General features: G+C 59.3%; 19 protein-coding genes and 1 tRNA gene. 11 read left to right on the forward strand and 9 right to left on the reverse strand.

The window, feature by feature from the left end:
* Positions 1-68: 68 nt before the first annotated feature.
* The gene (locus NLM15_RS24010; protein ID WP_254124383.1) at positions 69-569 is read right to left on the reverse strand and encodes a ferritin-like domain-containing protein; all 501 of its coding nucleotides are present in this window, start codon (positions 567-569) and stop codon (positions 69-71) included.
* A gap of 1,056 nt (positions 570-1,625) precedes the next feature.
* On the opposite strand from NLM15_RS24010, the gene NLM15_RS24015 reads away from it, so the two are divergent.
* Complete coding sequence (locus NLM15_RS24015; RefSeq protein WP_254119925.1) at positions 1,626-1,955, forward strand: PQ-loop repeat-containing protein; 330 nt, start codon at positions 1,626-1,628, stop codon at positions 1,953-1,955.
* Positions 1,956-1,994: 39 nt separating this feature from the next.
* Here NLM15_RS24015 and NLM15_RS24020 read toward each other — a convergent pair whose 3' ends face one another.
* Positions 1,995-2,204 (reverse strand): PRC-barrel domain-containing protein, encoded by a 210-nt coding sequence (locus NLM15_RS24020; RefSeq protein ID WP_254119926.1) that lies wholly within the window; start codon positions 2,202-2,204, stop codon positions 1,995-1,997.
* Between the two features lie 193 nt (positions 2,205-2,397).
* On the opposite strand from NLM15_RS24020, the gene NLM15_RS24025 reads away from it, so the two are divergent.
* The gene (locus NLM15_RS24025; RefSeq protein ID WP_254119927.1) at positions 2,398-2,601 is read left to right on the forward strand and encodes a DUF6894 family protein; all 204 of its coding nucleotides are present in this window, start codon (positions 2,398-2,400) and stop codon (positions 2,599-2,601) included.
* Positions 2,602-3,435: 834 nt separating this feature from the next.
* Here the strand turns inward: NLM15_RS24025 and NLM15_RS24030 are convergent.
* Positions 3,436-3,507 (reverse strand) — tRNA-Thr (locus NLM15_RS24030).
* A 25-nt stretch (positions 3,508-3,532) separates the two neighbouring features.
* Positions 3,533-3,841: a DUF3551 domain-containing protein gene (locus NLM15_RS24035; RefSeq protein ID WP_309144936.1), complete on the reverse strand. Its 309-nt coding sequence runs from the start codon at positions 3,839-3,841 to the stop codon at positions 3,533-3,535.
* Between the two features lie 349 nt (positions 3,842-4,190).
* On the opposite strand from NLM15_RS24035, the gene NLM15_RS24040 reads away from it, so the two are divergent.
* The gene (locus NLM15_RS24040; RefSeq protein WP_254119929.1) at positions 4,191-4,604 is read left to right on the forward strand and encodes a hypothetical protein; all 414 of its coding nucleotides are present in this window, start codon (positions 4,191-4,193) and stop codon (positions 4,602-4,604) included.
* 57 nt (positions 4,605-4,661) lie between these two features.
* Here the strand turns inward: NLM15_RS24040 and NLM15_RS43540 are convergent, their stop codons facing one another.
* The gene (locus NLM15_RS43540; protein ID WP_256565485.1) at positions 4,662-4,796 is read right to left on the reverse strand and encodes a hypothetical protein; all 135 of its coding nucleotides are present in this window, start codon (positions 4,794-4,796) and stop codon (positions 4,662-4,664) included.
* Between the two features lie 306 nt (positions 4,797-5,102).
* On the opposite strand from NLM15_RS43540, the gene NLM15_RS43765 reads away from it, so the two are divergent.
* The 5 genes from NLM15_RS43765 (at position 5,103) to NLM15_RS24055 (ending at position 6,723) form a co-directional block, all read left to right on the forward strand.
* Positions 5,103-5,300 (forward strand): hypothetical protein, encoded by a 198-nt coding sequence (locus NLM15_RS43765; RefSeq protein WP_309144937.1) that lies wholly within the window; start codon positions 5,103-5,105, stop codon positions 5,298-5,300.
* Positions 5,297-5,515 carry a recombinase family protein gene (locus NLM15_RS43770; RefSeq protein ID WP_309144967.1) on the forward strand — a complete coding sequence of 73 codons (219 nt, stop codon included), beginning with the start codon at positions 5,297-5,299 and terminating at the stop codon, positions 5,513-5,515. Before NLM15_RS43765 ends, NLM15_RS43770 begins: the two co-directional genes overlap by 4 nt.
* A gap of 21 nt (positions 5,516-5,536) precedes the next feature.
* Positions 5,537-5,767, forward strand: coding sequence for a recombinase family protein (locus NLM15_RS43775; protein WP_309144938.1), 231 nt, complete (start codon positions 5,537-5,539; stop codon positions 5,765-5,767).
* Positions 5,748-5,987, forward strand: coding sequence for a hypothetical protein (locus tag NLM15_RS24050; protein ID WP_254119930.1), 240 nt, complete (start codon positions 5,748-5,750; stop codon positions 5,985-5,987). The genes NLM15_RS43775 and NLM15_RS24050 overlap by 20 nt, the downstream gene beginning before the upstream one ends.
* Positions 5,988-6,495: 508 nt before the next feature.
* A complete protein-coding gene (locus NLM15_RS24055) occupies positions 6,496-6,723 on the forward strand; it encodes a hypothetical protein (protein ID WP_254119931.1) in 228 nt (75 codons plus the stop codon).
* 258 nt (positions 6,724-6,981) lie between these two features.
* On the opposite strand, the gene NLM15_RS24060 is transcribed toward NLM15_RS24055, so the two are convergent.
* Positions 6,982-7,302 (reverse strand): hypothetical protein, encoded by a 321-nt coding sequence (locus tag NLM15_RS24060; RefSeq protein WP_254119932.1) that lies wholly within the window; start codon positions 7,300-7,302, stop codon positions 6,982-6,984.
* Between the two features lie 164 nt (positions 7,303-7,466).
* A complete protein-coding gene (locus tag NLM15_RS24065; RefSeq protein WP_254119933.1) occupies positions 7,467-8,441 on the reverse strand; it encodes a glycosyltransferase in 975 nt (324 codons plus the stop codon).
* Positions 8,442-8,887: 446 nt separating this feature from the next.
* On the opposite strand from NLM15_RS24065, the gene NLM15_RS24070 reads away from it, so the two are divergent.
* A complete protein-coding gene (locus NLM15_RS24070; protein WP_254119934.1) occupies positions 8,888-9,130 on the forward strand; it encodes a hypothetical protein in 243 nt (80 codons plus the stop codon).
* 308 nt (positions 9,131-9,438) lie between these two features.
* Here NLM15_RS24070 and NLM15_RS24075 read toward each other — a convergent pair whose 3' ends face one another.
* The gene (locus NLM15_RS24075; protein WP_254119935.1) at positions 9,439-9,936 is read right to left on the reverse strand and encodes a YsnF/AvaK domain-containing protein; all 498 of its coding nucleotides are present in this window, start codon (positions 9,934-9,936) and stop codon (positions 9,439-9,441) included.
* Positions 9,937-10,766: 830 nt separating this feature from the next.
* Between NLM15_RS24075 and NLM15_RS24080 the strand changes: the two genes are divergently transcribed.
* Both NLM15_RS24080 and NLM15_RS24085 read left to right on the forward strand, forming a co-directional pair.
* Positions 10,767-11,180 (forward strand): hypothetical protein, encoded by a 414-nt coding sequence (locus NLM15_RS24080; protein ID WP_309144939.1) that lies wholly within the window; start codon positions 10,767-10,769, stop codon positions 11,178-11,180.
* A gap of 556 nt (positions 11,181-11,736) precedes the next feature.
* On the forward strand, positions 11,737-12,135 hold the full coding sequence (locus NLM15_RS24085; protein ID WP_254119936.1) for a hypothetical protein: 399 nt from the start codon (positions 11,737-11,739) through the stop codon (positions 12,133-12,135).
* Between the two features lie 591 nt (positions 12,136-12,726).
* Here NLM15_RS24085 and NLM15_RS24090 read toward each other — a convergent pair.
* A complete protein-coding gene (locus NLM15_RS24090; RefSeq protein WP_254119937.1) occupies positions 12,727-12,915 on the reverse strand; it encodes a hypothetical protein in 189 nt (62 codons plus the stop codon).

Consider the following 12,915-nt stretch of genomic DNA (forward strand, 5'->3'; position numbering starts at 1 on the left):
CCGGTCTGGCGGGGACGGAATAGAAAAACGCCCCGTATTGCGGGGCAGTTTCCAATTCATCGTAAGCGTCAGGCTGCTTGAGCCTCCTGATTGATCGCTGTCTTTGCGATTTCAGTCAGAGCCTCGTCGGTCGCCTCTTCCTCTTCGAGGGTTTCCTCAAGGAGTGAGACGGCATCGTCGAGGCCAAGCTCTTCGGCCCAGGCAATCATCGTGCCGTATCGAGAAATCTCATAGTGCTCGACGGCCTGAGCGGCGGCAAGGAGGCCGGCGTCGAGAGCGTGCGAGCCCTTATATTCTTCCATGATCTCGGCGCCCTCTTCTGTGATACCGACGATCGCGGCACAGGTTTTACCCTGCGGTTTCTTCTCGATCACCGCGAACACCTTCTCCAGTCGCTCGATCTGGCCCTCCGTCTCGGTGCGGTGTTTTTCGAATGCTGCTTTCAGTTCTTCGTTCTGAGCAGCCTTTGCCATCTTCGGCAGGGTGGCCAGGATTTTCTTCTCAGCGAAGTAGATATCCCTGAGAGTATCGTGGAACAGGTCGTCGAGAGTCTTCGGCTCTTTCGCCATTTGCGCTTCTCCAATGTTTTTAGGTCGTCGCAACACGGCTGGTGAGGCTCGGCGGCTAACTGGGCTGCCTTTGAGTCGTTCCAATTCCGGTCGCCTTCCGTCGCTGAATACCTGCCCCCCGGGGGTCTCTTTCAGGATGCCAATCTGCGCCGAGGTCATCGTAGCGCACTCGGGATCGAGCAGCCGCGTGGTTCCGAAGACTAACGCGATGCCCGAAGCAATCTTCGCTACCTCCATGGCTGACTTTCCTGCCTATTGAAGTTCGCTTGCAACCCGCCTTAAGACCAACGTTCCTACGTCTGCAGGTGCGAACTGCATTAGGGTGACATAAAGAATCCCTTTAACTTCCAATGATTGTCCGAGCGAAGCAGACAGGCACAAGTTAAAAACGTAAGAAAGGCGAGCCGATAGCAACCGCAGGCACGGAAGTACTCGCCGATCAGCTCGCCGAGCGGCTGAACGACCCGGCTTCCGGGAAGGACAGGATCGCTGGTCGACGTAAGAGACATCGGTTACTGGGTTTGAGTGGTGCGCCCTGGTGGGCCACTGGCGATCACGTCGCTTCTCCTAGAGTGAGAGCCAGCGGCCCGATTCGAACACGGGCGGGAAGTTTAGTGCAAGTTGAGGACGTGGCTTGTCGGCCGCACGCCCGACTAAAGTAGGCGATCTGTCGGGATTCGAACAGACGCGCCAGCGCCATTTATTCAGCCTATGAGCCATTGGAATGGTGTTGATCGGCGGATCAGCCCGGTGGTTTTCCTCCAAGAGCCACCGGGTTTTTCCCGGTCTTCCAGTGGCGAGGGCTGACGGCGCTGTCGGATAATGATCTTCATTTCAAAATTGCTGTCATGGCCCTGGGCGCGTTTTCGACCGTCTTGGCGATCAGGCTGATATTTTTCTGAGGTGTTCCCTCGGTGGCGGTGGACCGCATCGATCACGGAACCGCGACTGCAGGCTGCATATCCCGCACTAAGGTCTTGCGAAAAGGGCATTCGCTCATGCTCTTCTCGGCCTGTATAAGTCGGTAGCTTCTTCCTCCTATTTGAAGAGGCTATCATGAACACATTGCATACGTGGTTTTCGCAACAGTCCCCTTTCCTCATCGGCTATTTTGGGACCGCGCTTGTCATCGGCGCCTACGTCCCTCAGATCTGGCGCCTCTTGAGTGAGCAATGCTCCGCCGGAATCAGCGTGCGCGCCTATGCACTATGGATGTTGTCGTCGGCGCTCTTTCTCGGTCATTCGATCACCATAGGCGATGTAGTGTTCATGGCTACACAGCTCGTGAACATATTCGCGCTCGCAATTATCCTGGTGCTTGCACGGCGGTTCCGTAACCAGCTCTGCGCCGCGCATGCGCGCAAGCTTCGCGTTGTACAAGCGTAAGGAAGCGCACAACGCCAAAACTCGCCGACATGGCGTTTGTCACTTCTGCGCCAGCATGATCGTTGAGACGGGCCATTTCCCGGGATGGCCAGCTACGGAAAGACGCAAACCGTGGGCTTCATCCAAGTGTAATCCTTCGACGGTCCCCGCCTTGCCATCCGTAAGCACGACTGCCTTGCCGATCAATTCTGACTCGGCTTGGTGATACTCCCGCAGGATAACGGCGGCATGCGTTTTAGCTCGAGGCATTGCCTTAAGGCATCTCGTTTTTGGTGCACACTGCAAACGAGGGGAATTGAGCCGCGTTCCTCATGAACGTCCCGGTCAGTACCACGCTTCCGCACCCTACCGTGCAGACAATCGCCGCCGGGAAAAATAGGAACCTCGCTCACTTTTGCCGGTTCTTCCCGGCGCATGCCCCTCATCTATTTCGACATTCTCAGTGACGCCGACACGATCATTCGACGACGAGGGCGTCGAATTGCCGAACACCGGCGAGGCCCCACAGCTGGCTTTGGAATTGCTAGGTCAGGCGATTTTGGATGGATCGCGCCGTGGCGCTCCGGGCGTGACCAGGGTCGAATTGCGAGATCAGAACGGGCCTTTTCTGCGCGTGTCAGCCGCTGTCGTGATCGAGAAACTGTAGCGAGATCTCGGTGATCGCACCCCTTAAACGGACATTCATCAATGAGCGATTTTCTACGTCATTCTTCAGCCGATATGTCCGTCTTTCCGAGACGGGACGACCTGCTTAGTAGGACTGAGCAAACTTCGCCGGTCAACGACCGTTTATGGACTGATGGCTATCTGTTGCCAGTCGTATTCTTATGCGTCGCCGGCGCGGTCTCGGTTGTGTGGATCGGCGCCATCGGATGGACCAGTTGGCGGCTGATCAACTGGGTGATTTCATAGCCGTCCCGCAACCATAAGCCACGCCGGCACCCGGCGGCGAGATCTCGAATTGCTAGCGGTTGCAGCCCGCCCGCGAACGACTCGTCTAGGAACGTTGGGCTTATTCCCCCATTGAAAACAGCAAAAGGAGGACATCATGGTCCGTGACCTTTTGCTCCTGCTCGCCGTTTCAATCGTGTTGAGCGCATTTATCTGGAGCGTCTTCGGCAATTCGAAAGCAAGGTCTCGGCATCCGCGAGGTGAAGCATCACTCTCATTGAATGCCGCTCCGGCTTTGCAGCCGACGCCCGAGTTCAGTCCGTACGTGCGGACAGAACGCTGAGATGTGAGGGATCATGAAAAGGGCCCCAGCCCACAGGGGCATGAGCCGGGGCCTTGAGGTTACCCTCGCCTCGACGAGGGCACCGGGAAAACCCGGCAATGGCCACGATGTTCCTGGCGCGAACGCGGGATGTTTGGGGATAGCGACACCGCGCTAGGACGGGTGGCGTCGTCGTGTTTGAATGGCGCGCGTTGGTGCGTTACTGGAACGCCTCCAGGCGATCAAGCCGCCCCTCCTAAGAACGAGAGCCCGCGGCCGGACTCGAACCGGCGACACACCGCTTACAAAGCACCGCTCTACCACCGAGCTACGACGGGCAAACATCCTGCGCCGCAACAGCTCGTCACTGATGATGCGTTCGCTTGTGACGCGCTGCGGGCTTTCCGCCTTTCCCGGCATAGTAGGGATTGATCACGCATGAGGCCGCGCGGCCCGATGCGGAGGCCTGACACTGGGCCCAATTTGTGTAGGCGCACTCGAAATAGTAATCCATGAAGCCGCCCGTATAAACTTGTAGGCAGACCGGGTAAGCAGGATCGTAGGTTTGCGCTTGCGCGGATGTGGCGGCGCAGAGTGCGCCGCTCACGAGAACTGCAAGGACTGGAACGCGCATCGGAACACTCCTCAACTGTACGGGTACGCGGACCGGCATACTAACAGCGATTTGCGTGAGAGGCGGAAGAAGGCGGTGGGCATCTACCGTAGATTCGTAGACAGGTTTTCCGCACAACGCACTATGGGGGACAGGGGGAAGCTCAGCAAAGGCTGCGAGCCTCTCCCTCCTCCCTGCGAACTTTTCGAGATGTGCGCCAACCAGGCGCGCCGACCCCGAGCCGAACTTTCTGAAGTTGGCGGTGACGTCGAGGGGGATGACCAAATAAGCATGCTTCAGCCGCTGAATTTTCCCACCCCCGGCACCCCTGCCAGAGGGGCACGCCCCCAGGCCGCCGGGACCAGGGCGCACCGGCTACTCCCTGGGCGTAACGGCCCATTGTCCCAGGTTGACGGTCGTCAGCCTGGGTCAGTTCGCCCACCCGAACGGCCTCAACGTCGATGGTCTGGCCATCTCCACCCGCTTTCTGGGCTGCAATCGCGTAGAGCTGGGCATCGGTGAGCTGCTCGTGCTCGTGCTGCACGTTGCGGACGTCGCGCCACGTCGCGGGCGCGATGTTCTTGAGTGCGAAGATCGAGGCCATCGTCTCAGCTCCCTTCCTCGACCGGATGAGCTTCTGCTCCCAGGCGAGCAGCTGCTTGCCGCGTGCGCGGCTCACCGCTTCGGAGAATTCGGGATGTCGCTTCATCCACTCGTAAACCGTGTCGACCGCTACCCCGACCACGCCTGCGAATGCGCCGACGCTGATGCCCGTTCCCATCGCCTCGATCACGAGCTGGCAGTATTCCGGCGGATACTCTGACGGTCGCCCAGGTCCACCCCTCGCCAGCTCATGCGTTCGCTTAAACGGTGCCACGTCTCACCTCTCGTCCGGTTTATTCCGCTTCTGCTCGCTCTCCATCCGCGCCAGCTTGCTCTTCCACTTGCCCCTCACCTTCAGCCCCTGCTTCGGGATCATCACCTTCGGCCTGCGCCGCATGGTCTGATGCCTCATGGCGACCTCCTCCTGGGCCCGTGCGAGGCCCGCTGAGCGGCCTGCCCGATGGGGGGCGCTGATGTCGCGGTCACCAGCGAACGCCCTCTGCACGCCCGCCGCTGCGTCACAGCGCTGCCTTGCGCGCTTCGACGTCCCCGAGGTCTTGCCCCAATAGCGATGCCGGTCCCGATGCCGCAGCGCTCGGCTCATCCTGGCTCTCCTATTGGGTCTGAGTTGAGAACGCCATTTCGCGCGGCGCGTATTTATACGGCTTGCCCCCGTGGCCTTAAAGGCCCACAAAAGATCGAAGCAGGGGAACACGTCATGAAGCCGATCATTTCTTACGTCCGCGTCTCGCGCGAGAGCCAGGGCCGCTCCGGTCTCGGCGTGGACGCCCAGCGCGCCGCCAATGAGCCGTTCGCTGCCGCGGAGGGCTACGAGATAATCCCGAATATGTCGAGGTCGAGACTGCAAAAGGGTTTGACGCCCTGGAGCGCCGCCCGCAGCTCCGCGCAGCGCTGAAGCAGGCCAAGAAGCTCAAATGCGCGGTGCTGGTCGCCAAGCTCGACCGCCTGTCGCGCGATGTCGCATTCATCGCAGCGCTGATGGCGCAGCGCGTGCCGTTCATCGTCGCCGCGCTGGGACCGAACGTCGACCCGTTCATGCTGCACATCTATGCCGCCATCGCCGAGAAGGAGCGCAACGACATCTCCGCGCGCACCTCAGCTGCGCTGTAGGCCGCCAAGGCCCGCGGTCAGGTGCTGGGCAACGCCGCCCTGGCGAAGGCCAATGCCGAAGAGGCGCGGGCCTTCGCCGAGACCCTGCGCGGCGTCGTCGCGCCGCTCCTGGGCCTGTCCTCGCGCAAGATCGCCGCCGAGCTGAACGCGCGCGGCATCAAATCCGTCACGGGCGGCGAGTGGCGCAGCTCCACCGTCGTCCGCCTCGTCAATTGCCTGCAGGGAGAAATCAATGTCGCCGAAGCCGCCTAAACCGATGGACGGGACGCAGCTCGATGCTGCGCTCAGCCAGCTCTACGACAACCCCGCCAGCGTGCGGGCCCGCTCGCTGCTTTTCTCACAAACCATAGGCTGCGGCGACCGACAGGTGCGCAAATGGATCAGTGGCGAGGCCGAGGTGCCGCGCCACATCGCCATGCTCGTTAACCTCTTACTTGACACCAAGACGAAGCCCCATCATCTGCGAGCTTAGCTGAGAGAGCCGTTGGTACGTTTGACGCCCAACTGGCAGGCGCAGCTAAGCCGTTTCGGCGCGGCTTTTTGTGCGTAGCCGCGCAAGCGAACTTCAACGAGAGACGCACTGTGGTGGAATAACGAGCTTGTCTCGCAAATCGCCCCGCCGGTCAACTGCTCTGATCGCTGCTTTTAATCGCCATTACTTCGGTAACTGCGTTTCTGCTTGCCTCTGGCTCGGCTCCCAAGGCGCGGGGAGGACAACACGGATCGGGCGAGCTTCGCCAGAGCTTTGAGCGGCAGGCTGCGGTTGATCCTTGACGGGCTCCGCCAACGCGACCGACATCACTGCGCCCCAAATCGCCAGTGAAGTTGCGGCCAATCGCACATCCAGCATCGAACCCTCCTGTTTGCCTGCCCAACAACGCGGCGCAGCATGAATGGTTCATGCCATTCGGGAACAAGCGGCAATATTTCGGGGTTGCAAAAGGCTGGCCCGGACGGCCGGGCCGATGGAGGAGAACAGAATGAATATCAAAACTATCATTGCAGCCGCCGCGCTGACCTCGTTCGCGGCTCCTGCGTTTGCTGACTCGTACTACGTGGTGCAGGACGTCAAGACCAAGAAGTGCACGATCACCGAATCGAAGCCGACGACCACGGAAACGACGGTCGTCAGCGGCGACACGGTCTACAAGACTCGCGCTGAAGCGGAAACCGGTATGAAGGCCGTCAAGGTCTGCACGTCGAACTAAGCTGAACTGAGCGCTGTGGGTGATTTCTGTCCCCACAGCGTTCCCCCGGCGAGGGCGCACCGCGATCAACCACCCCTCAACGTCTCGAAGAACCTAGCAAGCGCCGCCCCTGCGCCCGACAAATACTGCCCGGCCCGCTCCCGCGCCCGGTACGGGCTCTTGAACCCCATCGACAACCCGGGCACCTGCAGCCCGTGGCCGAAGCACGCGACCTGATCGGCGACGAAGGACGGATTGAAGCCGATAGCCTGCTTCGCTTTAGTAGGTCCGCTTGTGATCGAGCTGCGCCTCGCTGCGCGCTAGCCCTGACATGCTGCTCGGATCGAACGCGTAAATGCGATTGAGGTCGACGCTGCTGAGCGGCCCCTGGAGGCCGCCCGCAACCCAATGCAGCGCGTAGCGGCGCAGCGCAGAGTATTCCCGGGCCGAGATGATCTGGCGCATCCACGCCTTGCCCAGCGCGTCGTCGAGCATGGTGATCTTGCGGCTGGAGCGCGCGCGTCCGGCGACGGTGGAGAACTGTCCGGCTTTCGCGAGGCATTCCGGCGTCGGTCCTGCGTCGTCGAGCGGCGTGTCCATCAGCAAGCTCCGTCGCGAATGCGTGACACGCTATATCCACAGTTTCCCCACCGGCAAACCCCTTCGCGCGCGCAGCCACAGAGAAGGTAGTAGTTATTTATAAGGCTGGCGCGTAACGACTAGGTGCGCCATCAGATCAGAGCGTTTCCCCAAGAAAGCACCAATCAAATCGCACCCGGTGCACGCACCCAAGCTCGGATGACCTTGCTGGCAGCTTTCAGAACCGAGGGGCGCAGGATTTGAATTGCGTCGCGGATCGTTGCCCTAAGTTGCTGGCGGCCGATCCGCCCGCGCAGTCGAGCAACCCGCAACGCGCGCACGAGCGTTTCAGGATCAGGAAGTCCTCTTTTGTCTTCCAGAAGGCTCCAGGTGAGGCGCTTGAGATCGAATGTCTCTTGGTCAATTTGGGTGAACGACCCGTCTGCCGTGATGCAGGGGTGGTTGGTCATGTCGTAAAAGATAAGACCATCGTCTATCGCTACCATGTCACCATGGCAGGCCAGATCAATGAAGAACAGTTGGTCGACCCCCCAACTTATCGACTTGTAGTTTCGCATCAGGCAGCCGGCTTTGACGACATTGCTATTGACCAACAGCGTCGATGGGACAATTCCGAGCGACCGCGTTTTGCCCACCAAATAGAGATCAGTCAGGCACTGTTGGCCCGAATACACGTAAATCTCACCCCCTTGCCGGTACTTTATGCCTTTGTCTTGAACCAGATGGCTTGTGGAGGTGATGAATGCCGCGGCGGGGTAGGCCAACGCAAGTCTCGCGAAAGACGTAAGCGCCCCTGGCGCGAGCCAGTCGTCGTCATGCAACAATTTGATCCAGGGACCGCGACACGCAAGCATCGCATTGTTCGTGTTCTCGACCTGACCACGGCCTCTGCGGTTCTCGACGGCTCGGATACGCGGTTCTGTGCTGACATATTCGGACAAGAGGCGACAACTCTCGCCCACTAACCCTTCGTCATCGCTGATCACCATTTCCCAATCGGCGAAGTCCTGCTGCAGCACACTTTCAATCGCGCGGCGCAACATATCCGGACGGCGGAAGGTTGGTATCGCAACCGAAATGAATGGCCGAAGTTCACAACCATTGGAGCTGCCGCCCAGGATGGCCTGCAACGGGTCCATTGGATAGTCCCTCATTCATCGAAGCGGCTGTAGAAGTCGCATCCACGTCGGCCGCACAAGCCGTCCGGGTTGGCGAAACGCTGAGCAGAGAAGCGAGGACGGTCATCGTCCATTCGCATGACATCAGCGCCCCAGCCCCGCGATGTTTTGAAGCAGCGTCTCCCGTTACGAGGAAATTCTGGCAACACGCGCAATGATTGCAGAACTCCGAATCGCTTCGGCCTTCCCCGCAGCGCGGCAATTCGCCTGCGGGAAAGCGGAGACGAGCCGGGCATAAAAATGCTTTGCAGCCGCGAAGCGACTTCCACTGTGCATTTTCGGACCCGATTTGTCGGGAACACTCGGCAGTCCCTGAGGCCCGCTGTGAGATAGGCGGTCGTGCTGCAGAGATGAGGAACGGCGAATGGCGCAACCTGTTGTTCGGGAAGCAGCCAGGAGGGACTGACATGGACCCCCTCGAAAAGAGCGAAATCTATCTGCTCGCCGCTTCAGCACTGATCGTGATTTTGGCCTGCGTCGGGGCCTTTTCAATTTGGGACTCAATGGCGGTTGAGATCGGCAAGCACGGATGGATCGCGCTCGGCCTCGGCACATTTTTCTCGTTGCTCGTCGGGGGCTGCTTACTGGTGCCGATGTTTCTTAGCAGCTCCGGCAGTCACGATGACAGAGACGGCCCCTTCCGAAAGTAGTGGTGCCGCCGACTGGTCCAACGAAATGGCCCGAGCATGGTCCGGGGCCGGCTCGGGGTACTGGGGCGGCTCACGCAGCGAGTCATACCACGCTCGCCGGGGCAATTGCGCTCGCAAAAGATGCGAGCTTAAAATTCGCAGGGAGAAAGGGAACGACTCGCGAGCTTTGCGAGCTATCTCGGCCACGAGAACAAGCACACCGTCAATGACCCGCGGTTCAGAGATTTTTCGACGAAGTGAGGGCGGGATGCCGCCCCCACGCATTCTTGCCGAAAATCGACTTGTTGTGCTGCCAGGGGAGCCGGAACCTAACGTCCAGATTTGTCGATGTCGGCTTTGGTTTTCTTCACCGTGTCGTCGATCCTTTCGGTACGTTCGGTCGCTTCCTTGCGAACGACCAGTTCTTCCCGGGCTCGAACGTCTTTCTGGACTACGGGTTCCTCATGCAATTCTCGCACTTCGTATTCGCGTTCCATGGGCTGCCCTGTCGCAGCTCCCGTGGCGGGACGGCGCTCGATGATAGTCCGCTCATCGCGTAGGCGCACGTCCTTTTGCACGGGCTCCTCAACCACATAGGTCCGTATATGCTTGACCGTCTCCGCGGCCCGCTTGCCGACCTTCAGTTCTTCTTCGGGTAGAGGGATGACTTTCTCGCGTTCTACGTCTTGAGCCCCATATCCTGCTTGCCCCGCCGCGCTTCTTGATAGGCCGCTTCCGACTGCCGTGGAGCTATCGCTGTTTTCTTCCTGGATCTCTACAGGATTGTACTGCTGTAGCACCTCTTCGATACGGTCGAGGTCAGACATTGAAGGTGAGTCCACCAACACTGACAACGCGGCACCACCTTTTGCCATATGGCCCTCGTAAACTCGGCGGTCGTCCTCCGGCACATCACTTCCAAATAGCCAGTCCCAAATGCTCTCTCCACCAGAGCTGGCGCTTACTCGTTCAGAGCTTGTTACCTGCGAAGGCTGCTGATTGCTCAGCCTAACATGGTCTGCTGGAACTCCTGAACCGACAACAGCACGGTACGCTTGCTCCGCATCGTTGCGAGAATTGTATACTGCTACTACGCATTGTCCTTGCATGATTGCCTCCTCTATGGGACGCGCCTCAACGCGAGCTTCGACGCATCGTTCTTAAATTTTTCGCAAGCAGTAGTCGCGCGCGGAGCCTCACATTGCACTCGGGGAAAAGTGGCAGCACGCGGAACGTTGGGTTGGCGCTGAGGATTGGCGGAGCCATGCTGAGCACATCAATGAATAACGGCTCCGCATAAGGTGCGACCATAGGTGTTGTGAGGCGTTGGCCGGCATTCGTGTTGCTCGGGCCGTCGTGGGCTCCTTTGTCGCCTTCGTCGGCGCGTTTCAGAGCTACGCAGTCGAGGCATTCCTACTGGCAGGTCTTATGCCAACTGTAGTCACCGCGTCATTTGACTACCTCTTTTGAGGAGTAGGCCTTCGGCAGGTCCGCAGCACTATGCACGCCAGCAAGCAAACGGGTTGCATCGCTTACGCCAGAGACCAAGAGTTGGAGTGTGGTGCTCCGGGAAAATGTCACGGCTGAAATTAGGAACGTCATGATGAAACGCCGGGTTAGCGCATGAACCTCCTCCTTCATAGCAGGCATGAACACTATGGCTTACTCAACCGAAGCGCCGCGTCAAAATCATCGTTCCCCTCCCCGGCTCAGCGAAGTCGCCCCCGCCGACGACATACGCACGATTGCGTTGAATCAAGTGGCCTGGGGCGCTGTTTTCGCGGGCGCGGTGATTGGGCTTGTCATGCAGATCATCCTCGACATGGTGGGTCTTGGGGTGGGTCTATCGACGCTCGATATCGCCCAGGGCGATGCGCCTAGCGCCGGCTCGATGTCGGTAGGGGCCGGTATTTGGTTTGTGGTTTCGGGAATACTCGCCGCGGCGCTCGGCGGTTATATTGCCGGACGGCTTTCCGGAAAGGCGTCGCACTCAACCACCGCTTATCACGGACTAGGGCGTGTACTCATAAACGTCGGCTTAGCAACGCAAAGCGGAAGTCTGCCACCTTGATCGTGATCGTCCGCTTGTGACCCAATGCAGACGCAAACGGAGTTGTCTTAGGGACGCGTTCGTCAGGGCACAAAAAGCCATGACTTCGACGAAATAAGCCCAAAGAACATAACGATCAGAACGACAATGATTAGCCACTTTGGATGCATGAGCACTATTCCGTGCTTGATTTCCAACTTAGTCTTTCAGACCCTTACACTGCCTGCGATTGACAATAAATGAACACTCGCCTCAGAAGGGTGCTGATCGTTCTGTCCGTTGTTGGCCCTTAGCGGACTAGCTAGGGCGAACTGGCGATGTCCGGTCTTGAAGACTAAACGGATACCGGCCCTACCTCCGCGCGGGCTGATCGGGTTTATGAGTACACGCCCTAATATCCTGGGCGGTCTCGACACTCACTGTGGTCTATCTTCTCTCGTCAGCTGCCTCCGGCATGGTCGGTGGCGCCGTCAGCACGGCGTCCTCTGCTCTAGGGGGAGCAGGTAAAGCCTTGGGCGGCTCAATCCAAACGGCGGTTCAAACCGCAGCGCCGTCCCTGAATAATGTTAGCGATCCAATGGCCGTAATCGAAAGCAAAGTACGGAGCGCGTCTGGCGGCCAGGATCCCGCAGCACTGCGTGACGCCGCGACGACAGCTGTTCGGGCGGCTTTAACCGGGGACCCTGCGCAACAGGCTGCCGCTAACGAGAAGGCTGCAGAAGCATTGGCTAAGGCGCAGAATATCCCCCAAGACGAAGCAAAGAATCAGGTCTCTCAATACCAGCAGCAATACAAGGAGACGGTGCTTAAGACAAAAGAGCAAGCAAAGCGGGCGGCCGATACTGCGGCGAAGCGTGTTTCGCAGGGCGCCTTGTTTGGTGCTCTCGCCCTGCTCCTGGGCGCACTGACTGCGTTCTTCGCGGGACGCGTGAGCGCCGTCACTCCAACCGTTTCTGCCGGAGCAACTGGCGTCTGAAGCACATCAGATGGGCGGGAAGCGAAACACCTTGCTTTCGCTGTCTAGGCCTTGGCAGATCGATTTAAGAGGCGGCACAGATCGATATAGGAGGCGGCGCCGTAGGCGCGGCGGGTTGCCAAAAGGCACGCCGGCGCCACCTCCCAGCAACGCCGGTCGGTCAATCCGCGATCGCGATCAGGTAATCAAGGAGACGATGATCTGGCCGAACTTGTAGACGTTCGGATCGTCTGCCAGCCGAAGAAGCCGCGGCTCATCGGCCATGCGGCGGAATCCCTCGGCGCGCTCTGCGAGGCGCTTGATATGAGTAAAATGATCCAGCGTTCGTCCCGATCCGTGCGGCCTCGGCCGAGGATAGAATATCTCGGGAACACGGATCGTCGTTGAGCCAGCTCAAATTGAAGAAACAAACTCGGGTGCTTGAGCAGCACGCGACGCGCTCATTCAATGGGCAGCATAAGCTGGATGGCGGTCTCGCCCACGTGGCCTGAAAAAATTCCTTAAGGTAGCCCGGAACCTCGCCGCTACACGCGCAGCGCTGTTGCAGCTCCTCGGCGATCCGGGCCATTGATCGGTTCATCAGCCATCGCGCTACTCCATCCGTGCCTTGTCTTTGAGGTCGCGAATGCGCGTCTCGGCTTCTTCCTTTGACTGGACCACTTCGGACCAGTCATTCGTACGGAACTCCTTGCTGAGGCGCTTGAGCTCGTCAAGCTGTTCTCGGGTGGGCTTTTCCATGGCTGCTCCTTCCACGTTGTCGAGGAAGAACAGCGCGCGCAA

Origin of the sequence: Bradyrhizobium sp. CCGB20 (assembly GCF_024199855.1) — a bacterium.
Lineage (GTDB): Bacteria > Pseudomonadota > Alphaproteobacteria > Rhizobiales > Xanthobacteraceae > Bradyrhizobium.